At 41.8% G+C, this 21,997-nt stretch carries 21 protein-coding genes; 4 read left to right on the top strand and 17 right to left on the bottom strand.

Going from position 1 to position 21,997, the window contains the following annotated elements; translation table 11 throughout:
• Positions 1–376: 376 nt before the first annotated feature.
• The 10 genes from secDF to FQ608_RS01260 all read right to left on the bottom strand — a co-directional run bounded on the left by secDF (position 377) and on the right by FQ608_RS01260 (position 13,564).
• The gene (secDF, locus tag FQ608_RS01305) at positions 377–3,340 is read right to left on the bottom strand and encodes a protein translocase subunit SecDF (RefSeq protein WP_158855994.1); all 2,964 of its coding nucleotides are present in this window, start codon (positions 3,338–3,340) and stop codon (positions 377–379) included.
• Positions 3,341–3,456: 116 nt separating this feature from the next.
• Positions 3,457–3,819, bottom strand: a complete 363-nt coding sequence (locus tag FQ608_RS01300; protein WP_158855993.1) for a hypothetical protein — start codon at positions 3,817–3,819, stop codon at positions 3,457–3,459.
• Positions 3,820–4,034: 215 nt separating this feature from the next.
• Complete coding sequence (locus tag FQ608_RS01295) at positions 4,035–4,619, bottom strand: precorrin-2 dehydrogenase/sirohydrochlorin ferrochelatase family protein (protein WP_158855992.1); 585 nt, start codon at positions 4,617–4,619, stop codon at positions 4,035–4,037.
• Between the two features lie 24 nt (positions 4,620–4,643).
• The gene (gene cobA / locus FQ608_RS01290; RefSeq protein ID WP_158855991.1) at positions 4,644–5,420 is read right to left on the bottom strand and encodes a uroporphyrinogen-III C-methyltransferase; all 777 of its coding nucleotides are present in this window, start codon (positions 5,418–5,420) and stop codon (positions 4,644–4,646) included.
• A complete protein-coding gene (locus tag FQ608_RS01285; protein ID WP_158855990.1) occupies positions 5,417–7,519 on the bottom strand; it encodes a HEPN domain-containing protein in 2,103 nt (700 codons plus the stop codon). Before FQ608_RS01285 ends, cobA begins: the two co-directional genes overlap by 4 nt.
• A 70-nt stretch (positions 7,520–7,589) precedes the next feature.
• Complete coding sequence (locus FQ608_RS01280; RefSeq protein ID WP_158855989.1) at positions 7,590–8,309, bottom strand: phosphoadenylyl-sulfate reductase; 720 nt, start codon at positions 8,307–8,309, stop codon at positions 7,590–7,592.
• Between the two features lie 155 nt (positions 8,310–8,464).
• A complete protein-coding gene (locus FQ608_RS01275) occupies positions 8,465–8,881 on the bottom strand; it encodes an RrF2 family transcriptional regulator (protein ID WP_158855988.1) in 417 nt (138 codons plus the stop codon).
• A 101-nt stretch (positions 8,882–8,982) separates the two neighbouring features.
• Positions 8,983–10,869, bottom strand: a complete 1,887-nt coding sequence (htpG, locus tag FQ608_RS01270; protein WP_158855987.1) for a molecular chaperone HtpG — start codon at positions 10,867–10,869, stop codon at positions 8,983–8,985.
• Between the two features lie 317 nt (positions 10,870–11,186).
• Positions 11,187–12,830, bottom strand: a complete 1,644-nt coding sequence (gene pafA / locus FQ608_RS01265; protein WP_158855986.1) for an alkaline phosphatase PafA — start codon at positions 12,828–12,830, stop codon at positions 11,187–11,189.
• 74 nt (positions 12,831–12,904) lie between these two features.
• Positions 12,905–13,564, bottom strand: coding sequence for a carboxypeptidase-like regulatory domain-containing protein (locus tag FQ608_RS01260; protein WP_158855985.1), 660 nt, complete (start codon positions 13,562–13,564; stop codon positions 12,905–12,907).
• A gap of 127 nt (positions 13,565–13,691) precedes the next feature.
• On the opposite strand from FQ608_RS01260, the gene FQ608_RS01255 reads away from it, so the two are divergent.
• The gene (locus FQ608_RS01255; RefSeq protein WP_158855984.1) at positions 13,692–14,075 is read left to right on the top strand and encodes an ArsR/SmtB family transcription factor; all 384 of its coding nucleotides are present in this window, start codon (positions 13,692–13,694) and stop codon (positions 14,073–14,075) included.
• A gap of 6 nt (positions 14,076–14,081) precedes the next feature.
• Entirely contained in the window at positions 14,082–14,780 is a 699-nt protein-coding gene (locus FQ608_RS01250; protein ID WP_158855983.1) for a YjjG family noncanonical pyrimidine nucleotidase, read from the top strand.
• 77 nt (positions 14,781–14,857) lie between these two features.
• On the opposite strand, the gene FQ608_RS01245 is transcribed toward FQ608_RS01250, so the two are convergent.
• Positions 14,858–15,199, bottom strand: coding sequence for a type II toxin-antitoxin system PemK/MazF family toxin (locus FQ608_RS01245; RefSeq protein WP_158855982.1), 342 nt, complete (start codon positions 15,197–15,199; stop codon positions 14,858–14,860).
• Positions 15,186–15,425 (bottom strand): hypothetical protein, encoded by a 240-nt coding sequence (locus tag FQ608_RS01240; RefSeq protein ID WP_158855981.1) that lies wholly within the window; start codon positions 15,423–15,425, stop codon positions 15,186–15,188. Before FQ608_RS01240 ends, FQ608_RS01245 begins: the two co-directional genes overlap by 14 nt.
• A gap of 342 nt (positions 15,426–15,767) precedes the next feature.
• Here FQ608_RS01240 and pruA point away from each other — a divergent pair, with 342 nt between their 5' ends.
• Entirely contained in the window at positions 15,768–17,405 is a 1,638-nt protein-coding gene (pruA, locus tag FQ608_RS01235) for an L-glutamate gamma-semialdehyde dehydrogenase (RefSeq protein WP_158855980.1), read from the top strand.
• 153 nt (positions 17,406–17,558) lie between these two features.
• Here pruA and FQ608_RS01230 read toward each other — a convergent pair whose 3' ends face one another.
• The 4 genes from FQ608_RS01230 to FQ608_RS01215 all read right to left on the bottom strand — a co-directional run bounded on the left by FQ608_RS01230 (position 17,559) and on the right by FQ608_RS01215 (position 20,226).
• Positions 17,559–18,170 (bottom strand): alpha/beta hydrolase, encoded by a 612-nt coding sequence (locus tag FQ608_RS01230; protein WP_158855979.1) that lies wholly within the window; start codon positions 18,168–18,170, stop codon positions 17,559–17,561.
• Positions 18,163–19,113 carry a ring-cleaving dioxygenase gene (locus tag FQ608_RS01225; RefSeq protein ID WP_158855978.1) on the bottom strand — a complete coding sequence of 317 codons (951 nt, stop codon included), beginning with the start codon at positions 19,111–19,113 and terminating at the stop codon, positions 18,163–18,165. The genes FQ608_RS01230 and FQ608_RS01225 overlap by 8 nt, the downstream gene beginning before the upstream one ends.
• A 65-nt stretch (positions 19,114–19,178) precedes the next feature.
• Entirely contained in the window at positions 19,179–19,709 is a 531-nt protein-coding gene (locus FQ608_RS01220) for a YceI family protein (protein ID WP_158855977.1), read from the bottom strand.
• 61 nt (positions 19,710–19,770) lie between these two features.
• A complete protein-coding gene (locus tag FQ608_RS01215; protein ID WP_158855976.1) occupies positions 19,771–20,226 on the bottom strand; it encodes a MarR family winged helix-turn-helix transcriptional regulator in 456 nt (151 codons plus the stop codon).
• 249 nt (positions 20,227–20,475) lie between these two features.
• Here FQ608_RS01215 and FQ608_RS01210 point away from each other — a divergent pair, with 249 nt between their 5' ends.
• A complete protein-coding gene (locus tag FQ608_RS01210; RefSeq protein ID WP_158855975.1) occupies positions 20,476–21,612 on the top strand; it encodes an ATP-binding protein in 1,137 nt (378 codons plus the stop codon).
• Between the two features lie 85 nt (positions 21,613–21,697).
• Here FQ608_RS01210 and FQ608_RS01205 read toward each other — a convergent pair whose 3' ends face one another.
• Positions 21,698–21,991, bottom strand: a complete 294-nt coding sequence (locus FQ608_RS01205; protein ID WP_158855974.1) for a hypothetical protein — start codon at positions 21,989–21,991, stop codon at positions 21,698–21,700.
• Between the last annotated feature and the right edge of the window lie 6 nt (positions 21,992–21,997).

Genomic DNA, 21,997 nt, shown 5'->3' with positions numbered 1-21,997 from the left:
AGAAGAAAATTTTCTGAAATGCTAGCCATGGCTGACTGCCATATAATCTCAGACGCAACTGTAGTCAACAACACTCCGAATACCACTTGATGAATACGAGTATATTCTTGTTTTGATTTTTTAACACTGAAATATGAGGCAGATAGAATTAGCCCCAAAAAAAGACAAAAGTGAAAGATGCTCCAATGCATAGATAAGTTTATCATTTAGCTGTGCAAGTTACCTCCCCAAAGCTTCTTACAAAATACCCTGATCGGGGTATTTTTTGGCATCAAAAGATTAAAAATGTTGGAATACGAAAGTTTTTTTTTGAAAAATGGAATAGGCCGATCTTTTGGGATCGGCCTATTATTTAATACTCAAAAAGATCTAGGAGTTAAGCTGGCTTTTTTACCAGATCGCTGGCTTCACGATCCATCTCTCTTTTCATCAAATCAACTACAATTGGTGTAGCGATGTAGATAGACGAGTATGTACCGACCAGGACACCAATCAAGAGGGCGAATGAAAATCCTCTAAGTACCTCACCACCGAAAATCAATAAAACCAACACAACAATCAATGTTGTCAAAGACGTGATGAGGGTTCTTCCCAGTGTTTGGTTGATTGCGTCATTAAACAGGCCTACTAACCTGTTCGTGCCTTTGTTGGTAATGTTTTCCCGGATTCGGTCAAATACAATTACCGTATCGTTAATCGAATATCCGATCACGGTCAAAACCGCTGCGATAAATACTTGGTCAATTTCAAAATTGGCACCAAACGCACTGGCAATGGCAAATGCAGCCACCACAAACAAGGTATCATGAATCAACGCAATGATAGACGCCAAAGAAAACTGCCACTTTCGGAATCGTAGTAAAATATACAGAAAGATAGCCACCAGTGCAAAGAACATGGCTTCCATGGATGAGTTTTTGATATCATCCGCAACCGTTGCACCGACTTTGTTGGAGCCAGTAATAGCATAGTCATCGGAGGAGAGCTTGGTAGCGTCTGTTATGAAATTAAATCCGGTGACTGTTGCTATGCCTTCCCTCACCCGGGTTTCCACTTCCCTGTTGGCCTCGTCAGAGTCATCATTGATTAAGTAGGAGGTGGTAACTTTGAGGATGTTGTTTCCTCCATATGTTTTTACTTCCACCGCACCGTCAAACTCACTATCCAAGCCAACTTTCAGGTCAGAGGCAGGGAATGCTTCGCTAAATTCGACGATATAGTATCTGCCTCCTGTAAAATCGACACCAAATTTAAGCCCATTAATACCGCCTACTATCAGGCCCAATATAATAAAACCAGTGGAAATTAGATAGGCTACCTTCCTTTTTGCTAGGAAATTGATATTTAGTCGGGTAAGGATATTTCTCGCAAAGGGAGTAGAAAAAGACAACTTGCTTTGGTCTCCTTTTTTGCTCATCCAATGCACGATTACCCTTGTGATGAATACAGAAGAGAAAAAGGAGGATGCAATACCGATCATCAAAACAATAGCAAAACCCTTAACCGGTCCCTGACCCAACGCAAACAAAATGGCTCCCGTGAGGAAGGTGGTCACATTTGAATCCAAGATGGCACTGAAAGCCTTATCATAACCTGAACTGATGGCTTGGAGCATGCCTGCACCATTTCGAAGTTCTTCCTTAATTCGTTCAAAAATCAGCACATTGGCATCTATAGACATCCCTATGGTCAGTACGATACCTGCGATACCGGGTAACGTCAGCGCGGTACCCAACTGGGCTAATATGCCCAAGATAAAGAAGATATTGAACAACAGCGCAGCAATGGCAACAAAGCCACCCTTTGCATAATAGGCCACCATGAACATGACAACCAATAAAAGGCCTGCTATCATCGAAGTAATACCTTGTTTGGTGGCTTCTTTACCCAAGGTAGGCCCTACAATGGCTTCCTCCACAATCCGGGTAGGGGCAGGCAGAGCACCTGATTTAAGAATATTGGCCAAATCCTTTGCCTCCTCAATGGTGAAATTACCCGTTATTTCAGATTGTCCGGAAGGAATTTCTCCCTGAACCGAAGGAGCGGTGTATACATAGTCATCGAGTACTACAGCAATTCTTCTCCCGATATTTTCACCAGTAAGTTTTCTCCATCTTCTGGCCCCATCTGCATTCATTTGCATGCTTACAGCTGGACGCGACGATTGGTCAAAAGATTGGCGGGCATCAGTGATGACATCCCCTTCAAGTGGAGCTTGATCAGATCCTCTAGGGGCCTTGATGGCATGCAGTTCCAGTAATTCTAAATTGTCTGTCTTCTGAGGTTTTACTGACCAAAGTAAACGAATATCCCTGGGTAGAAGGGATTTTACATCATCCCTGTTGAGAATCCTGTTGATTGCCAACGTGTCACGTATTTCATAAACCAAGCCGTAATTCGCCTTCAATAATGAAAATAGGGGAGACACTTCCAGTCCCGAGGCATCATCGGATGCTGCACCCTCGGCAAGTTGACGGGCTAAATCACTCTCCAGATCCGTAGTATCGGAAGGTGTTGGCTCAGTTTCAGCGGTAGTTGGCTTTTGCGCCTGTGCTTCTGCTACCAACATGCTGTTCACACTCTGTAAGGCATCACCAAATTCGTTTATCTCGGCGACTTCCCAAAACTGCAGCTTAGCTACTCCTTGTAAAAGGTTCCTAACCCGCTCCTGATTATCCACTCCGGGAAGCTCAATTTGGATTCTACCAGATCCCTGAATTCGCTGAATGTTTGGCTGCGAAGTTCCGAAGCGATCAATACGGGTACGAAGGATATTGAATGATCGATCGATCGCATTTTCAATTTCCGTGTCAATAATTCCCAATATTTCCGAGTCAGAGGTTTCCAGGGAAATTCTTCCACGGTTTGCGGCGGTAGCGAAAACTGAATTGAGTTGACGGTTACCTGAAGTTTCACCCCAGGCTTGCGAAAACAGATTGACAAATTTGTCATTGGTGGTCTTTGCTCGTTCTGTAGCCAATTCTATCGCTTGGTTGAAAGCAGGGTCTTTGCTGTTACCGGCAAGTCCGCGAACGATTTCCACTGGAGAAACTTCTAGGGTGACGTGCATCCCGCCTTGAAGGTCTAACCCTAATCCTAATTCGGTTTCCTTCACTTCCTGATAGGTGAAGGGGAAGCCTAGAAATTTGTATACCGGTTCCCTCCAAACGGAATCCAAGTATGATTGTCTTCTGGCAAAGTCTACGTTGCCCGATTCATCCTCAGCATATTCGGTGGCTTTTTTCTGCACACCATTAGATACCAGAGTAAACGATAGATAGTACAGGCAAAGCACTGTTACCAATACCGTCAGAAATACGATTATGCCTTTGTTTTGCATGGGTATAATTTAGAAATAAATAGTTTGTTGATTAGAAATATAGATTGGTTCCCCATAGGCATTTGACACCAATAGGGTGGACGATTAATTCACTGATGATAAAGAATAAGTGGTAATCAGGGTGCGTTGGTCGAGACAATGTGCTCAAAAAGGACCTCAAAGAATTGGTTGGAATATGCAATTAATCCGTTGTATTGTGATGTTGGATTGCTCTCAGGGCTTATAACTTCGGAGATAAGGTGAAAAACTTGATCCAAAACAACCACAACAAAGGGAACAACGGCATCAACAGCGGTGTGGATACAGGTCGTATTTTCCTCAGAAGTATCATTTGATGATGTTTGCTGTTCGGTTAAAATTTCTTCCGAACTGCTTTGAATAATGTACTCAGAACTGGATACCAAGACACAGAACAACAATACCATCAAGATGGTAATTCGCTCCTTAAAGACGTTCTTATGTGCCCTGTTAGTTTCCATGGGATGCAAATATAGGGAATTATTATAATTCTTGCAGAATTTCCGATATTTTTTTTCAGGTAGAGAGCTTCTATATCAAGCGTTTAGGTGATCCCTGGGATTTTTCAATATGAAATGGAAGGCTTATACCTAACGTAAAATGTAATGCGCTGTATTCAATAAGTGAAAATCCTAAAATTATACCCAATGAGCGGAATTTGTCGGAAACACTCTAATTAAATCTGTCTTCCCTTGTCAATCAACCCGGCAGTCAGCTGATTAAGGGCTTCCACTTTGTATTCAAAGTCTCCTTTAAGGGTTTCCCGATATTGATGGATATTTTCCACCATCTCATTTATATCCTCTGGAATTATTTCTTCCAAGAGTTGCCGTAGACGTTTTGCAGTCGTTGGGGACTTTCCGTTGGTACTTATAGCTATTTTAACATTCCCTTTTGTCACTATACCGCCCAGATAAAAATCGCAATATTCAGGGGTGTCGGCAACATTCACCAATAGACAACGGGCTTTTGCATCCCGATACACCAGCTTGTTAACTTCCTTAAAGTTGGTTGCTGCTATGACCATGTGTCTTCCTTCGAGGTATTTCTCATGGTAGACATCTTGGATAAGGGTAATAGTCGGGTTGTTTTCAGCTAATTCCCTAATGTCATTGGAAATTTCCTTTGAAACAACTGTTACCAAGGCATGTGGACTTGATTTTAGTAAGAAGGTTAGTTTTTCCAATCCTACAAAACCCGCTCCTACAAGCAAAGTGTTAAGTTGGGAAACCTTCAGAAATATAGGGTATAGTTCGTTCATCTTTTCGGGATTTTATGTTTGCGTTTAGGCATACTTTTTTGAAAGAGCCACTTCCCGGTATACATGCATTAATTTGGGGCTTTCCCTTACCACTTCGCCAATGATGATGATAGCTGGGGCCTCGATTTTCTGAGTATGCACTTTTTCCTCAATATCCTCCATGGTTCCGGAAGCAATTTTTTCATCTTTTGTGGTACCGCTTTGAATCAAAGCGATAGGCATATGTCTCAAACCGACTTCTTTGTAGTGGGCAGCTATTTCTGCTAGCTTTTTTGTTCCCATAAGAACGATCACCGTTGCGGTTGACTGTGAGGCGAGATAAAGGTCCCTTGAAAGTTGGCCGGCAGAAGTGGTGCCGGTGATCACCCAAAAACTTTCGGATATGCCCCGCTTGGTCACCGGTATACCCATTGATGCAGGTACGGATACTGCTGAGGAAATTCCGGGAATTACCTCGGTATCGATATCAAACTGGTGGATGTAGTCAATTTCTTCGGCACCCCGGCCAAAGACAAAGGGGTCTCCTCCTTTCAGACGAACTACATGTCCGTATTTTTTTGCATAAAAAACGCAGAGCTCATTCGTGTCTTGTTGAGGGTTTAAGCTACTTCCGTTACGTTTCCCTACGTATATCTTTAAGGCTTTGTCCGGAGCATGGTCTAGCAGTACCGGGTCAATCAGCGCATCATAGAGGACTACATCAGCTCTGTTTAAGGCCAATACTCCCTTGAGCGTGATTAACTCAGGATCACCCGGTCCTGCCCCTACTAGGGTGACTTTCGGATAAATTTCATTGATCATGCCTGTAATTCTTTGGCGCGCAATTCACTGATAGATTCAAATATCGCTTCTGCATCCGAATAATAGCTGCGTGCGAAATCTTCAGAAGGCACATTAGTTTTTAGCTGGTATACGATATCCGAGAAAGAACCAGTCAACTCGATTTTTCCACTTTGGATAAAATGCTCTTCAAACAGAGTAACTATACTTGCATAGCTGTTGGTATTTACCCCTTCTGAAGTTAAAATGGCCTTGGAGGTATTGATTATACCTGTATAGGTTTGATAGATCGCGTCTGCCCAGCGTCCCTCCGCCATACTTTCTTCCGCATGAGCTAACTTTTCCCTAGCTTCCAACAATAGTGTTGACACCAAGTCGATTACCACACCGGCACATTCTCCTACGCCTATTGCTTTCACATAGTTTTCCTCGTTACCCCAATCGACAAAGTCGGTATCTACCACATCATCTGTACTGGAAAGCGGCTTCAGCAGCTCATAGAAATACATCTGTCCCTTTCGTTGGTAGTATTCGTGGTAAGCTTCTTCTGCTTGAGCATGCTGCTCATAGTCATCTAGCAATACCCGTAGTGATTGAGGCCCTCTTTTGGAAGGTATTTTGATCACTTTATCGGAGAAAATCCCAACACCATTGCCCAAGGTAGCTCCTCCAAGTAAAACTTGCAGGGCAGGAAGCACTGATTTACCTACTTTGATGGACATGCCCTGATAGCCAATTGAAGCCATATTGTGCTGTCCACAAGCGTTCATACAACCGGAAATTTTAATATTCAGGTCGCTGTTTAATAGGTATTTGGGATATTCGTTGTAGATGACTTCTTCAAGGATCTCAGCAGCTCCCGTACTGCTGGCAATACCTAAGTTACAGGTATCCGTACCAGGGCAAGCGGTGATGTCACCAACAGTGTTATAGCCATAATCAGCCATGCCCAATTTTTTCAGCTCTTGATAGAAGAAGGGAATAAGTTCTTTCTTAACATCCCGAATGATAATATTTTGTCTTAGCGTAAAGCGTACTTCGTTATTGGCATAGGATTTAACCAAATCAGCCAACTTGCGCGCTACATCTGTACGGAAGTCACCCAATTTCACCTTTATGCCCAAGGTCACAAAGCCGTCTTGTTTTTGGGGAAATATATTCGTTGTCTTCCACCTTTCGTAGGAAATGTCCGAAGGCTCAGCGACATTTAAAACAGGCGGATTAGGCAAACTTTGCTTCCGCTCATAGGATTCATGGTCTATGGGATAAGTTTGATGAGGAAGTGCACCTTTTTCTTCCTCCACCATCGCCAAAAACTCAGCTAATCCCATGGAACTTATCAGGAATTTCATCCGGGCTTTCATTCTTTTAGCACGCTCTCCGAAACGGTCAAAGATTCGAAGTACGGCCACAGTGAAAGGTATCAGCTGATCTGTAGGCAAAAATTCATATACTGGGTCAGCATGCCTAGGTTGGGAACCAAGCCCGCCTCCTAACAGCACTTTAAAACCTCGGATTTGAGTACCGTTTTCTACTTTAAGTTTTGGGATAAAACCTAAATCATGCAGATAAGCAAGAGCGGTATCGTCATCACTGGATGAAAAGCTGATTTTGAATTTCCGTCCCATTTCTTGACAGATGGGATTTCTTAACATATATCTAAATGTCGCGTCTGCATACGGAGTCACGTCAAAGGGCTCTTTTGGGTCCACTCCCGCCGTTTCTGAAGCTGTTACATTTCGAACAGTATTCCCGCAGGCTTCCCGCACAGTGATTTCATCCTTTTCAAGTTCAGCCCACAGTTCCGGCGTTCTGTCCAAACTCACATAATGGATTTGAATATCCTGACGGGTGGTAATGTGAAGTCTTCCTGTGGAGTATTTGTCGGATACATCTGAGATTCTGTGCAGCTGTTCAGAGCTTACTTTGCCATAGGGCAATTTGATTCGAATCATTTGTACGCCCGGTTGACGCTGTCCGTAAACTCCACGGGCAAGTCTCAAACTTCTGAATTTTTCCTCATCTATCTTACCGTCCCTGAACAGGGCGATTTTTTTCTCCAATTCAATGATATCTTTCTCTACTATGGGGTTCTCTATTTCAGTTCTGAAGCTTTGCATGGTATTCTACTTTTAAACTCTATTATTTTTGATGTTTACCCTGACGGTTAAATTTGTGTCTACTGGGTAATTATTTAGTAATGGTGTTACTTTCATGTAAGCCACACTCTTTTTGTGAAGACTCCCACCACCATCTACCAGCCCTGGGATCTTCCCCGGGTGCAATTGCCCTGGTACAAGGGGCACATCCTATGCTTACAAATCCCTTATCGTGAAGGGGATTATAGGGTATTTTATGTTCATTTATATAGTCCAGCATCTGATCCATTGTCCAATCCAACAGTGGATTGTATTTGAGGATCTGATTGGCTGGATCCCATTCCAATTTTTTCATCTGCTGGCGATTGGCACTCTGCTCGGAACGCAGTCCGGTGATCCAAACCTTATTGCCTTCCAAAGCCCTCTTTAGCGGCTCCACTTTGCGGATATAACAACAAGACTTTCTGTTTTCTACTGATTCGTAGAAGCTGTTTATCCCTTTTTCCCTTACGAATTTTTCGGCAGAAGCCGTATCTGGATAGTAAGTTTTGATGTCTACGCCATATTTCATAATGGTGCGGGCGAGGAGGTCATAGGTCTCATAAAACAACCTACCAGTATCCAAGGTGAAAATTTCCACGGGTAGTTTATGCATCGCAATTAGTTGCGTGATAACCTGATCTTCTTGACCCAGTGATGTAGAAAATACCACTTTTGATGGGAAAAGCTCACTTAACGTATTTATGGCGTGTATGGAATCCATTTCTTGGATTCGGTCGGTCAATTTTTCTATAGTGGAATGATCAATCATATGTAGTAGATTCTATTTTCAGAGTTTGCAGCTTTAGCAGCAATTTCTAACAGCAAATTTCCGAATATGGGTATTGATCCAAAAGGATAACTGCGGAAACTAGTTACAAAAGTATATAAAACCTACAAAATATATAGACTTATTGGAAAATTTTTTTACTCCCCTTCCAAAATATCCTGTAAGGTTCTCATTTCAAGAATTTTAAGCGTTTCATCACGTACTTTGATCATCACCTTGTTCAGTCCGCATCGTTCTTGGCTTTCGCACTCTTCACAGGGTTCATAGTAGTTGAGGCTTACACAGGGAAGCAACGCAATAGGTCCGTCCAGCAGTCGAATGACTTTGGACAAAGGAATTTCAGTTGGAGCTTTGATGAGGTAATAACCTCCTCCCTTCCCTTTTTTACTACCCAAAAACCCCGCTTTTTTCAATTCAAGTAGGATGTTTTCCAAAAATTTGTGGGAGATACCGTATTTCTCTGAAATTTCTTGAATCAAAATGGCACCTTGATCCCTGTGCTTGCCGAGATAAGTCAGCGCATGGAAGGCGTATTTGGTCTTTTTAGAAAGCATATGATACAAAAATAGGATAAATTGACAAAAAACAGCGGGTTAAACGAAAAAAGCACCGGAGAAAGGATCCCCGGTGCTTTTTAGATATAGCTGCAATGTGGTTAAATTAATTCTACACTTCGTTTTACAAAGGCAGTTAGGTCCTTGCCTGTCAGCAATCCCTGTGACAACAAGGCCAGGTCAAAAGCCTGCTTGGCCAATTTGCTTTGTTCTGCCTCATCTTCGGTTTTCAAGATCTTGTCAATCACCCCGTGGTTACCATTGATGCCCACTTTGTAATTGTCAGGTAGCGATCCGTAGAAACTCATTCCTCCGCCACCAGTTTGGGCCATATCTTTCATGCGGCGCATAAATTCGTCCATAGTCACCGTAACAGGCAATTCGTCAGGGCTCAGTGATTCCACTTCTACAGAATATGTTTTGCTATTAATGGCTTTGTCGAAAACCTCCTTGATCTTGGTTGTCTGCTCCTCAGTCAACAGATTGGCATAGCCGTCGTCTTTTTGGATCAGTTTTTCCGCTACATCCGAGTCCACACGCTTAAGCGAAGTTTTTTCCAATTTGCCCTCCAAATGTTGGATGAAATGGCTGTCAATTGGAGAATCCATTACCAAGACATCATAGTCCTTCTTGTTAGCAGATTGGATAAATGCATCCTGCTTGCTTGTATTGGTTGAATAGAGATATACTGTTTGGTCGTTCTTGTCTGTTTGTATGGCTTTCACCTTGTCCTGATATTCATCAAGGGTAAAATATGCTCCCTGAGTATTCTTCAGTAAGGTGAAATCCTTTCCTTTTTCATAGAATTTGTCCTCACTGAGCATACCATATTTAACGAACAGTCCGATGTCGTTCCATTTGTCTTCGTAGACTTTACGGTCTTTTTTAAAAAGCTCAGACAATTTGTCCGCTACTTTCTTTGTAATATAACTGTTGATTTTTTTAACATTGCTGTCCGCTTGTAAAAAGCTTCTCGAAACGTTAAGCGGGATGTCAGGTGAGTCAATCACGCCGTGAAGCAACATCAAAAACTCAGGAACGATGTCTTTTACCTCATCGGTAATGAATACCTGTCGGCTAAACAGTTTAATCTTGTTCTTCTGCAGTTCAAATTCATTTTTGACTTTTGGAAAGTATAAGACTCCGGTTAGGTTAAATGGATAGTCCACGTTCAGGTGGATCCAGAATAATGGGTCCTCGCTGAAGGGATATAGGTCTTTGTAAAATTTAAGGTAGTCCTCATCAGTAAGCTCACTGGGAGACTTTGTCCAGATGGGATTGGAATCATTTATGATGTTATCAACTTCTACAGACTTCCACTTCTTCTTTCCTTCCTCGTCTTCGCCGTCCTCAACGCTTTCGGTTTTGGTGCCGAACTGAATTGGAACAGGAAGGAATTTAGCATATTTGTCAAGGATCTGCTGAAGCTTAAATTTCTCCAGAAATTCCTCAGACTCGCTGTTTATATAAAGAATAACATCCGTTCCCCTGCTGGTTTTGGTGCCCGGGGCGATTTCAAATTCCGTGCTGCCGTCACAAATCCAACTGGCAGGTTCCGCTCCGTCCTGATAGGAAAGGGTTTGGATTTCCACTTTGTCTGCCACCATAAAAGCGGAGTAAAATCCAAGTCCAAACTTACCGATGATCTCGTTGGCATCCTTGGCTTCTTTGAATTTCTCCACAAATTCGGCAGCACCCGAGAAGGCAATCTGATTGATGTATTTCTTAATCTCTTCAGCCGTCATGCCCAGCCCGCTGTCGGACACGGTGATGGTCTTTTTGTCTTTGTCAAAGTTTACTTTGACGGTTGTGTCTCCGAGCTCCCCTGAATATTGACCCAATTGGGCCAAACGCTTGATTTTCTGTGTGGCATCAACCGAGTTGGAAACCAGTTCTCTTAAAAAAATCTCATTGTCTGAGTAGAGAAATTTTTTGATAATGGGGAAAATATTTTCGGTATGGATCGAAATGGTACCTTTTTCCTGCATGGCTTTATATGATTTTGATTAAAACAATTCGTAAATTAACTGAACCATGATAATCAAGACCTGTTCCAAACTAAAAAGGGTGTCAAATTGGCAGAATTTACTTTGATTTTAACGAACAGAAACCAAATCGATATGGGCGAATTTAAGTTGATTTTCTTCACCAAAATCAATAAAACCAATATGAATTTGTCGTATCCTTAACAAAACTACAAGTCGGGATAAATTCTACTTTTTGGTTGACGGATACGTGCTTCATGAATTACCTGAAATGATTCGTCTGAAAAAATAATTATGATGTCCTGTGGGTATTTGAAAATTTATTCTCTATCTAGGATCTCCCCAATTGGCTGCCCAGTAGCTCCATTTGGTAGTCGGGTATGAAGCAGAATGGACAGCGTAGGAGCAATGTCAGTCACTGCCGCATACCGGGAACTGGAGCCCGGCTGTATATTCCAGCCATAAAAAACAATGGGCACATGAGTATCATAGGTATAGCCTGTGCCATGCGTGGTTCCTCTTGTTGAGTTTGTTAGCCACGCAGCATCTAAAATCAATAACACATCACCTGAAGCTTTGTGGTTATACCCCATTTGCAGCAGATTTTTTCTTCCCGAAGTGTATTCATGGCGTCTCATGTCATTTGCGATGTACGTTTCTTTGATCCCGTCAAATCGCAACAAAAACTCAGCGATATCATTCTGCATGGCAACTAGGTCCACCTCTTTTTCTGCTATTAGAGTATGGTTGAGGAATACCTGCTCATTGGAAAAATTTTCTATCCAATCCCCTTCCCCATATTTTTCGTTGGTATAACCCCTGAGTTGGGTAAGGACAAAGCGGGTGTTCAGGCTGCCCGCTGGCACACGCTCATGCTGCATATACCGGACAACATCAGCTACACCGTGGTCTGCTGTGAGGAACACCAGATATTCACCTTCACCGATTTCCTTATCCAAGTGCTCAAAGAAGGCAGCCAATTCACGGTCCAGCCTTAAATAGGTATCCTCTAATTCAATTGAAGATGGTCCAAATGCATGGCCCACATAATCAGTCGAGGAGAAGCTAACCGCCAAAAAGTCGGTTTCGCCTCTTTTACCTAGCTGTTCCCCTGATAGTGCTGCATAGGCCATATCCAGTGTTAAGGTATTGCCAAATGGCGTACCGCTTATCATGCCCAACCCTCCATTATTTTCCATTAGCTCTGGAAGTATATATGGAAAGACGGGAGCTTCTTTACCAATTGGAGGCGACTCAAACTCATTGTCATCGTCCACACTTTGAATATAAGTTTCTATGGGATATATTGTTTCCCAAGTTTGGCCCAGATATTTTTTAGGAAGTTCCCGTTTGTTGAATGCAGTAACCCAATCGGGAAGGCTTTCTCCATAATAGGTCGAGTTCATAAATTCCCCGGTTTTTCCGTCGTACCAGTAGGCATCCCCCAAGTGGCCGGCCGGAAGTGCAGCACCACGGTCTTTGATCGCAATCCCGACTACCTTCGATCGCTTATTGGTGGCAAATTGAAGTTCATCGGTGATCGTTGTAGAAAGCATATTTCTCGGTGATATACGACCTGATCCTTCACTTCCGCCTACCGCGCTTACAGTACTGTCCTCTGCGCAATAGACCGTTCTTCCAAGTTTTCTTACATACCAATCATTGGCAATGACACCATGTGTAGCGGGAGTTGCACCTGTATATACCGAAGCATGTCCCGGGCCAGTATAGGTAGGAATGTAATTGTAATGGCCATTTTTCATCATAAACCCTTGGTCCATCAGCCGCTTAAAACCTCCCTCCCCATATCGGTCATGGTATTTATAAAAATATTCCTGTCTCATTTGGTCAACAACGATACCGACAACCAGTTTTGGTCGCTCTAGGGATTTTTCTGAGTTAGTTGTTTGTGAATAGCCCACGAACGACAGGCAAAGAAGGAGAAGGCTCCAGTATAATTTCATGGAATTTGGAATTAGAAAATTCGGATTGAAAATCGGTGTAGACTTAGAAACTTAATTAGAATAGATATGGGAAATTAATCCTTGCTTTTCAAGTCTCCTCGTTTGATGGATTGTATAAATTGAGCCCAAGCAAATGGATTTAACAACGGTAGAGGTCTTGGGCCATAGCGGTCCATACCCTGCATCATTTGCATATTTGTGAACTGCCTGAAGTTTTCATTTCCAGAAGCAGGCATTTCTTCAGCCCATCTTAGCAGTAGTTGGGGACTAAGATTACCCCGATTAAGCGGCCTTTCTTCTTCTATGTTAAGGGCCAAAACCGCATTCTTAAACTCTTCCTCTGTGGGATAAGGCATGACCTGTACCTCTGCCAGAGCGAATTCGTCCTCAACCATGGTAAGGATATAACTTAACTTGTCTTCCTGTATATTATCGGGAACTTTAATTGCTTGTCGCTTAAGGCCTATAAAGGAAAATACTACACTGTCTCCGGCGATGACAGGCATGGAAAAATATCCAAACCGGTTGCTGCTTGTGCCGCGACCTTTTCTGGGCACATAAATATTTACGCCAGGTATCGCAATTGTACTGTCAGCATTCAGGATGATTCCTGACAATTGCACGATCTTCCTATCAGGAGTATCTTGGGCATTCGCGGATTTTATACCCGTTAGGCACAGGAACATCACGAGGATGAGAAATGGGGAGGTAATTTTTAAATTGGATACTTTCATCAATTAAACTAACGGCTATTTACAAAGCAGTGTTTCGTACCATTGTTTCAAATTAAAGTGACTAGTTACACTATTTTGAAATGATTTACTTACTTTGAGGATACTTTTAATTGTTAAAATTAATTAAATGCGGTTAAAAAACATAAGTTTAAGTTACGGAATGCGAGTTTTTAAAGCTCTTTCGGAAGAACCAAGGGTCAGAATCCTGCATTTATTGATCCAAAATAAAGAATTGAGCATATCTGACTTGGAACATATTCTTGATTTTACTCAGACAAAAACAAGCCGCCACCTGAGTTATTTGAAGAATTCCGGACTGGTAGGTAGCAAAAAAATCGATCAGTGGACTTTTTATTACCTCTTGGAAGAAACTTCTGAAATCATTCAGCAGATTTTGAAGTTTATACAAAAGGACAACCGCCTTATCAAAGACCAGGAAATCTATGAGATCCTGCATTCTAACCGGGAGTTGGCCAAAAATAAAATTCAGGATAACAAATACGGACTGTAATAGTCAATGACAAAAATATATAAGCACCTTTTCTTTGATTTGGACCATACGCTTTGGGATTATGACAAAAACGTGGAGGAATCCCTATCCGAGTTGTACATGCATTACAATTTAACGCAGTTGGGTATTTCATCCTTTGAGGCTTTTTTCCGTGCATTCGAGCAGGTAAATTACGGACTTTGGGATAGTTACAATGTAGGAGCAATTACCAAGGAAGAGCTCCGCCAGGTACGTTTTAGACGCATTTTTGAAACAGTAGCCGCTGATCCAGACTTAGTTCCTGAACCCATGGAAGGCCATTTTATGACAAATACTTCATCCAAACCTCACGTTGTCGAAGATACCTTTGAAATATTGGAACACCTTAGGCATTCCTATGGCCTACATATAATAACCAACGGCTTCAATGAAAGCCAAGCCCAAAAAATGAAAGCAGCCAGGTTAACTTCTTATTTTGACTTAATTGTTACCTCCGAAACTACAGGACACCGAAAACCTGACCGGAGAATTTTTGATTACGCTGTAGAGCGATTGGGCGTAAGACCTGAGGAATGTGTTATGATTGGTGATAACCCACTTTCTGATATTGCAGGAGCACAAAATGCAGGAATAGATCAGATCTATTTCAACCCGAAGGGCATCGCTTGTTCTTTAAGACCGTCCTATACTATACAGAAGCTAATGGAGCTTAAGGGGATATTGTGATGAAAGAATACAAATACCTCCAGAAAAATCATCTATTTTAAGCCAGTTTGCCAACGTCCAATTGCAAAAAATATTTGTCACTCCAAGTCTAAGACAATTCGTATATTTTCTTTTACGGTTTCTCTTAGTTCTTCGGGCAAAGTACCTATCTTTTTTGTCAGCCTTTTATTGTCAATCGCACAAATTTGATCAATCATAATATCGCAGGCTTGGTTCAGGTTTGCCGTGCCTTGTTTTAAGTGTACTCTCAAAATTTCGGCTTCCTTACTAATGTTTGTTGTTATAGGGCAAATGATGGTTGACGGATGGGGAATGTTGTTAAGTAAATTAGTTTGAATCGTCAAGACTGGCCTGGTTTTGCCAGGTTCAGTTCCGATTTGAGGATTCAAATCCGCAATCCATACTTCAAATTGTTTCATCTGCGTAGTCAATTTTCTCAAAGTCACCAAGTATACTCATTGAGTCCTTCTCTACAAGACTGGATTCTTGCCTCAATTTGCTTTGGAGGTATTGATTTCGCTGAATCTTATTGTAATGGGATATTGCCTCATTAATATATCTATTACGCGGTTTTTTTAAGTGGGAAAGTATTTTCTCAGCTTCCCTGAAAATCGACTCGTCTATTTTTAAGGATACAGTTTTCATATGTAGTAATTTGATATACGAAAGGTAACTACCATTTTAATATTAATCAACTAAAATCTTTGAATAAAATGCGGTGAATTTTTATCGCTCGGTTTCTAATTAAGGTATCAGCCTAACAAAAAAATCTGCTAAAAGAGGATTCAAATATGTCCACTTGAAAACTTGATTAGGAAAGAGGCGTAATTTCCCAGATAAACAGCATACCCCTTTATTTTATCTCAGCTTTCCTTTGACATAATAAGAAAGTTTAGGGTTGGCTTCAGGGACTACTTTTAGCCTATGCCATTGATTATTCGTATATTTGCTATTCAATTCAATAACGAAGCTAAACCAACTTATACCATGCTCAAAGGTTTTTTTAACGTACCGGATCCCATCAACGAACCCATAAAAAGCTACGCGCCGGGCTCGCCAGAACGTACCAGCCTGCAAGCCGCATTGGCTGATGCAAGGGGGAAGCAAATAGATATACCCATGTATATAGGAAGTGACGAAGTAAGAACAGACACCAAACTGCCTCTTTCTCCGCCCCACGACCACAAACACCTGTTGGGTCACTTTCATGAAGGTGATGCCTCCCATGTGGAGCAGGCAATTCAGGCAGCGCTGGGAGCCAAATTCGCTTGGGAAAATATGCATTGGGAACAAAGAGCGGCCATTTTCCTAAAGGCAGCTGAGCTTATAGCGGGACCCTACCGGGACAAATTAAATGCTGCAACCATGCTTGGCCAATCAAAAAATGCCTTCCAGGCTGAAATTGACTCAGCCTGCGAAATCATAGATTTTCTCCGGTTTAATGTACAGTACATGACCGAAATTTATGCCCAACAACCTCCGAAGAACGATCAGGGAGTTTGGAACAGGGTGGAGCACCGGCCTTTGGAAGGATTTATATTTGCACTTACCCCGTTTAATTTTACCGCCATTGCGGGTAACTTGCCAACAGCACCCGCAATGATGGGAAATACTGTGGTATGGAAGCCTGCCTATACCCAAATTTATTCGGCTAATGTGTTAATGGAGATTTTTAAGGAGGCGGGAGTTCCGGACGGTGTAATAAATCTCATCTATGTGCACGGCCCGGAAGCCGGAGAAGTAATATTTAAGCATCCAGACTTCGCCGGGATTCACTTTACCGGATCAACGGGGGTTTTTCAGACCATTTGGAAGACCATCGGTGAAAACATCCATAAATACAAAACCTATCCCCGCATAGTAGGCGAGACTGGTGGTAAAGATTTTGTCATAGCCCATAAATCAGCACACCCTAAGGCAGTTGCCACAGCATTGGCCAGAGGTGCATTTGAATATCAGGGACAAAAATGTTCCGCAGCTTCACGGGCCTATATCCCTTCTAACCTATGGGAGGAGGTTAAAGATTTCTTGGTTTCCGATTTGGAAAGTATGAAAATGGGCGGCACCGAGGACTTCGGCAATTTCATCAATGCTGTGATTGACGAAAAATCCTTTGACAAAATAACTGGCTATATCGAGGAAGCAAAAGCCACCGAAGGTGTGGAGGTTATTGCAGGTGGTACCTTTGACAAATCTACTGGATACTTTATCGCCCCTACAGTTCTGCTGGTGCAGGATCCCATGTACAAGACAATGCAGGAAGAAATTTTTGGCCCGGTACTAACTATTTATGTGTATAATGCGGAGCATTTTGAGGAAGCTCTTGAGCTTGTGGATCAGACCTCTCCCTATGCGCTGACAGGTGCGGTATTTTCTCAGGACAGATACGCCATAGAATTGGCTACCGTGAAATTACGGCATGCGGCGGGCAATTTCTACGTCAACGACAAACCAACTGGAGCGGTAGTAGGTCAACAACCTTTCGGTGGGGCAAGAGCTTCGGGAACAAACGATAAAGCTGGCTCCATGATTAATCTTCTCCGCTGGGTTTCACCACGGACCATCAAGGAGACCTTTGTCAGTCCAAAGAACTATAGATATCCGTTTTTGGAGGAAGATAATTAGACTAATAGACCTTTGAGGTTTTTTTCAAACCTCGAAGGTCTTTACTTGCTCAAAAAGGAAACTCAATGTATACATAAATACAAAAACCTTCGAGGTCTGTAAGACCTCAAAGGTTAAAATCCGAACACTAGGGTCAACAAAAAATAAGATCAATTAAAATAAAATATGTTGATTCACCCACTCAATTTCTTCTTCCCGTATGGTATGATAGGTATCGGGAAAAATCAGGGTCTTTACCTTAGCACCCATTTCTTTGAGAATTTCCTCCGAGGCTTTTACCCGATGCAGCGGAACATGAATGTCCTGATGGCTGGCTCCAATGAAAAAAGGTGTCTTCTCAAAGTCACCCTTATATAAGTTTAGATCTAAATTTTCCCCGATCAACCCTCCCGTAAATGCGATAATACCACCGTATTTATTCGGGTTTCTTGCGGCGTATTCCAACGCAAGACATGCCCCTTGAGAAAAACCGATAAGGTACAATTGATCTGTAGTTTTTCCATTGTCGAAACAGTGTTGAACGAGTGCTTGCAATTGTGCCAATGCCTTGTCCAAAGCGGGTTGGTTGTTTTCTTGGGCTGCCATAAAGCTATAGGGATACCAAGTATTTCCAGATGCTTGTGGGGCCAATAGAGCAAAGCCGTCCAAGTTCAGGTGATCTGCTAAGGAAACAATTTGGCTTCCGTTAGAACCCCTTCCATGGACCATTATTGCCACTTTCTTGGCAGCGTCAAGGGATTTGCCTTTTTCTAAAACATTAATCATACTTTTTGGGATCAAGGGTAATTGCAGCCAGGTTTTTAGATATTACTTCCCGCTTCGGTTCTGCCCAATCCGGAAGTTTTAAATTTTCACCAAGGTGGCCGATCTCTTCATCAATAGCAAATCCAGGTTCATCCGTAGCCACTTCAAATAGAATTCCTCCCGGCTCACGGAAATAGATGGACTTAAAATAATTTCTATCCTTCACTTCTGTAACCTGCTGCCCAAAGTCCCCAAGTACCTGCTGCACTTTTAGCTGGGAAGCCTGATTGGCCGTTCGAAATGCAATATGGTGAACTGTTCCCGCACTTTGGATCGAACGGGTTGCGGGTTGATTGATCACTATATCTACTATATCTCCGGGTTCACCATTAGTACCATAGCGGAAGCGGTTGTTTTCCTCGCCGATAAAGACATAGTCCATCGCTTCGGTAAGTAGGCTGGATGTAAGTTCTTTTGAACGCAAATTCAACGTGGCACTGTGAAAGCCCCTGATGCTGTGTTCCAAGGGGATAGGTCCATAGGTCCAACCCTTTCTGCTGTCAACATCTGTGGCGACAAGTTCTATGCCCATACCGTCATGGTCTTCAAACCTCAATACCTCATCCCCAAAGCGGGAGATGGGAGTCGACACCGTAATGTCCAATTTTTTTAATCGATCATGCCAGAAGGAAACTGATGCTTTTGGAATGGAGAAGGCTGAAAAGGTAGTTTCTCCCACTCCTTTTTGGCCTCTTGTGGCACCTTCAAATGGGAAAAAGGTTAATATGGTGCCAGGAGTGCCAACTTCATCACCAAAATAGAAATGATAAACATCCGGCGAATCAAAATTGATGGTTTTTTTGACAAGCCGCAGGCCCAATACGCCAGTGTAGAAATCCACATTTTTTTGAGGATTACTGGCAAGTGCAGTAATATGGTGAATTCCAGTGATTAATTTTTCCATGGGTTTAAGGGAAAAGTATTAAAGATGACCCCAGCTATTTTACCTACGGCTGGGGTCAAGGGATGTTATTGTTTTACTAACTGTATGCTGGCGATAATCTTTACTTCGTCTCCAACTACCACACTTCCGGCCTCGGTAACTGCTGACCAGGTAAGCCCAAAGGCTTTTCGGCTTACTTTGCCAGTGATCTCAAATCCGGCCTTGGTGTTTCCATAAGGGTCACCTGCGATACCTCCCAGTTCTACCGCAAATTCTACTGGCAGAGTAGTTTCTCTCATTGTCAGATCTCCCTTCAAGACATAATCTTCGCCTTTCTTTACTAGAATACCGTTGGCGAATTTCAATTTAGGGTTGGTTGCCGCATCAAAGAAGTCCGCAGACTTTAAATGCGTATCCCTATCCTTCTGATTGGTATCAATGCTGTCAATTTCTGCTGAAAATTCGATTTTGGCACCGTCGAAGTTTTTTTCGTCAGATGACTCGGCGGATCCTTCAAATGATCGGAAATAGCCAGTTACGGTGGAGATTACTAAGTGTTTTACTTTGAATGACACCTCTGAATGTGTGGGGTCGATATTCCATTTTGTAGTACTCATAGTTGCTGTTTTTAAATTGTTAATACATTAATTGTTTATACATTGGTTTAGTTAAATTTTTTTATTCCTCCCTGAGTTTGTCCAATAGGTTGTTCAGGGTATCTACTTCCTCTTCTGATAAGGAGATTACTTCTTGGTTAAATTGATTGATGGCTTGCTCCAAGGTATCTAATAGTTTCAAGCCTTTTGGGGTAATAGTCACATCGACCTGTCGCCTATCGGCTGGGCATTCCTTACGGTCTATCAATGCTTTCAATTTTAGCTTTTCTACCAATCTTGATGCATTCGACATCTTGTTGAGCATCCTGTCCTGAATGGATGATACCGTAATGGGATCGGGATGCTGACCTCTTAGGATACGCAACACATTGTACTGCTCCGGAGACAACTCGTAGGGCTTAAACAGTTTATTCTGCCTGGTGACAATATAACTGTGGGTGTAAAGAATATTTACCACGGCTTTATTGAAAGGGTCTTTAAAGGATTTTTGCTGAATTGCCTCTTCGAGTCTGGTCATAATTTGTAATTGTATTTAATGTATAGACATATATCTATGCAAAAAGGTTTCAACTGTTTGAATTTTTTTTTAATATTATTTATAAAGATTCAGAATTCTACGATTTACTACATCTCTCATAAGGTCAAGTAAAGTTACCGTCCTAATTAATGTTAATTAAGTTGGTTAAACCGCCTAATTAATGTAAATTAGGTTGGTAAAGCAACCTAATTAATGTAAATTGCGCCGTTTATATGATAAATTTAAGATATGGAAATTCCTCGCTATGTTCAGACTTCGATAGAAAATCAACTTGGAAAGCAAAAAGTAGTTCTCCTATACGGGAGTAGAAGAAGTGGAAAAACTACTATTATTGAAAATATATTCCATAAGAACCAACAAGATACACTGTTTTTGTTGGGTGAAGATGTTCAGGTAGCTGAGCTGCTTAGTTTAAGGACCGTAGCAAATTATAGACAAATCGTCGGAGATAAGAAAATAGTAATAATAGATGAAGCCCAAGTTGTTCCTAATATTGGAAAAATATTAAAATTGATGATTGATAATTTAAAAGGAATTTCCATCATAGCTACGGGGAGCAGTAGTTTTGATTTGGTCAATGATGCGGGAGAGCCTTTGGTGGGAAGGAAAAAGGAATATCATCTTTTCCCTGTTGCACAGTTGGAGTATGCTAAAATTGAAAATAGGATAGAAACCGCCAACAATTTGTCTGAACGACTGATTTACGGTGGTTATCCTGAATTGTGGCACATTGATAGCCTGAATGATAAAGAGGAATACCTTGAATCCTTGGTAAGTAGTTATCTCCTAAAAGACCTTCTTGCATTAACCAACGTCAAAGGAGCAGATGTCCTTTATAAATTGTTAAGGTTATTGGCGTGGCAAGTTGGGAGTCAGGTCAGTACCGTAGAGCTGGGAAACAGCCTCCAATTGAATAAAGAAACCGTAGAAAGATACTTGGATCTACTTGCCAAGGTTTTTATTATCTTCCCTTTAAACGGCTTCAGCAGAAATCTCCGAAAAGAGGTAACTAAAAGCAAGAAATGGTATTTTTATGACAATGGAATCAGAAATGCGTTGATCCATAATTTTAGTCCATTAAGTCTAAGAAATGATATTGGTGCTTTATGGGAACAGCACTTTATTGCTGAAAGAATGAAATACAACAATGCCGCTGGTAATTCTATCCAATACTACTTTTGGCGAACCTACGATGGGCAGGAAATAGATTTACTGGAGGTAAACAGCCATCAGGAAATACAGGCATTTGAATGCAAATGGGGTCAAAAGAAAGCAAAAGTACCTGCGGCCTTCTCCAAAGCCTACCCAGATGCTAACTGGCAGGAAATTAACAGGTTAAATTATTTGGATTGGATTCAATTTTGAATTCTCAAGGCAATTCCATCTTTGACCTATGAAAAAACTAACCTTATAATACCGTTCAAATTCAACTAATAAACTGAATGCGGGATTATTTTTTCCGCAAATTCAAAATACGGCTAATTCCGAAATCCACGCTGGGATACAAATCGCCAACACCATTGTGGAGTGTAACCGCATATCCAAATCCAAGATGGCCCCTGAAAAATGTCTTCGTACGCCCGCCCATTTGAAATCCAAGATGTATATTGGAAAGTAAGGTGCTTATAAAATCCGTAAAATGCAGATTTTTAAGCAGTTTGTCGTCATCGAAATAAGTCTGTGAATACACAGCCTGACAGTGCACAACCCAAAAGTTGGCCAGGCAAAAAATAAGCTTTCGCATACGCTA

The organism is Lunatibacter salilacus, assembly GCF_009797935.1.
Classification (GTDB): domain Bacteria; phylum Bacteroidota; class Bacteroidia; order Cytophagales; family Cyclobacteriaceae; genus Lunatibacter; species Lunatibacter salilacus.
This window is presented reverse-complemented; position numbering and strand designations above follow the sequence as displayed.

Coding starts and splice junctions, on each gene's coding strand:
- secDF (WP_158855994.1), bottom strand. CDS start 3,340: ATGCAAAACAAAGGCATAATCGTATTTCTGACGGTATTGGTAACAGTG.
- FQ608_RS01300 (WP_158855993.1), bottom strand. CDS start 3,819: ATGGAAACTAACAGGGCACATAAGAACGTCTTTAAGGAGCGAATTACC.
- FQ608_RS01295 (WP_158855992.1), bottom strand. CDS start 4,619: ATGAACGAACTATACCCTATATTTCTGAAGGTTTCCCAACTTAACACT.
- cobA (WP_158855991.1), bottom strand. CDS start 5,420: ATGATCAATGAAATTTATCCGAAAGTCACCCTAGTAGGGGCAGGACCG.
- FQ608_RS01285 (WP_158855990.1), bottom strand. CDS start 7,519: ATGCAAAGCTTCAGAACTGAAATAGAGAACCCCATAGTAGAGAAAGAT.
- FQ608_RS01280 (WP_158855989.1), bottom strand. CDS start 8,309: ATGATTGATCATTCCACTATAGAAAAATTGACCGACCGAATCCAAGAA.
- FQ608_RS01275 (WP_158855988.1), bottom strand. CDS start 8,881: ATGCTTTCTAAAAAGACCAAATACGCCTTCCATGCGCTGACTTATCTC.
- htpG (WP_158855987.1), bottom strand. CDS start 10,869: ATGCAGGAAAAAGGTACCATTTCGATCCATACCGAAAATATTTTCCCC.
- pafA (WP_158855986.1), bottom strand. CDS start 12,830: ATGAAATTATACTGGAGCCTTCTCCTTCTTTGCCTGTCGTTCGTGGGC.
- FQ608_RS01260 (WP_158855985.1), bottom strand. CDS start 13,564: ATGAAAGTATCCAATTTAAAAATTACCTCCCCATTTCTCATCCTCGTG.
- FQ608_RS01255 (WP_158855984.1), top strand. CDS start 13,692: ATGCGGTTAAAAAACATAAGTTTAAGTTACGGAATGCGAGTTTTTAAA.
- FQ608_RS01250 (WP_158855983.1), top strand. CDS start 14,082: ATGACAAAAATATATAAGCACCTTTTCTTTGATTTGGACCATACGCTT.
- FQ608_RS01245 (WP_158855982.1), bottom strand. CDS start 15,199: ATGAAACAATTTGAAGTATGGATTGCGGATTTGAATCCTCAAATCGGA.
- FQ608_RS01240 (WP_158855981.1), bottom strand. CDS start 15,425: ATGAAAACTGTATCCTTAAAAATAGACGAGTCGATTTTCAGGGAAGCT.
- pruA (WP_158855980.1), top strand. CDS start 15,768: ATGCTCAAAGGTTTTTTTAACGTACCGGATCCCATCAACGAACCCATA.
- FQ608_RS01230 (WP_158855979.1), bottom strand. CDS start 18,170: ATGATTAATGTTTTAGAAAAAGGCAAATCCCTTGACGCTGCCAAGAAA.
- FQ608_RS01225 (WP_158855978.1), bottom strand. CDS start 19,113: ATGGAAAAATTAATCACTGGAATTCACCATATTACTGCACTTGCCAGT.
- FQ608_RS01220 (WP_158855977.1), bottom strand. CDS start 19,709: ATGAGTACTACAAAATGGAATATCGACCCCACACATTCAGAGGTGTCA.
- FQ608_RS01215 (WP_158855976.1), bottom strand. CDS start 20,226: ATGACCAGACTCGAAGAGGCAATTCAGCAAAAATCCTTTAAAGACCCT.
- FQ608_RS01210 (WP_158855975.1), top strand. CDS start 20,476: ATGGAAATTCCTCGCTATGTTCAGACTTCGATAGAAAATCAACTTGGA.
- FQ608_RS01205 (WP_158855974.1), bottom strand. CDS start 21,991: ATGCGAAAGCTTATTTTTTGCCTGGCCAACTTTTGGGTTGTGCACTGT.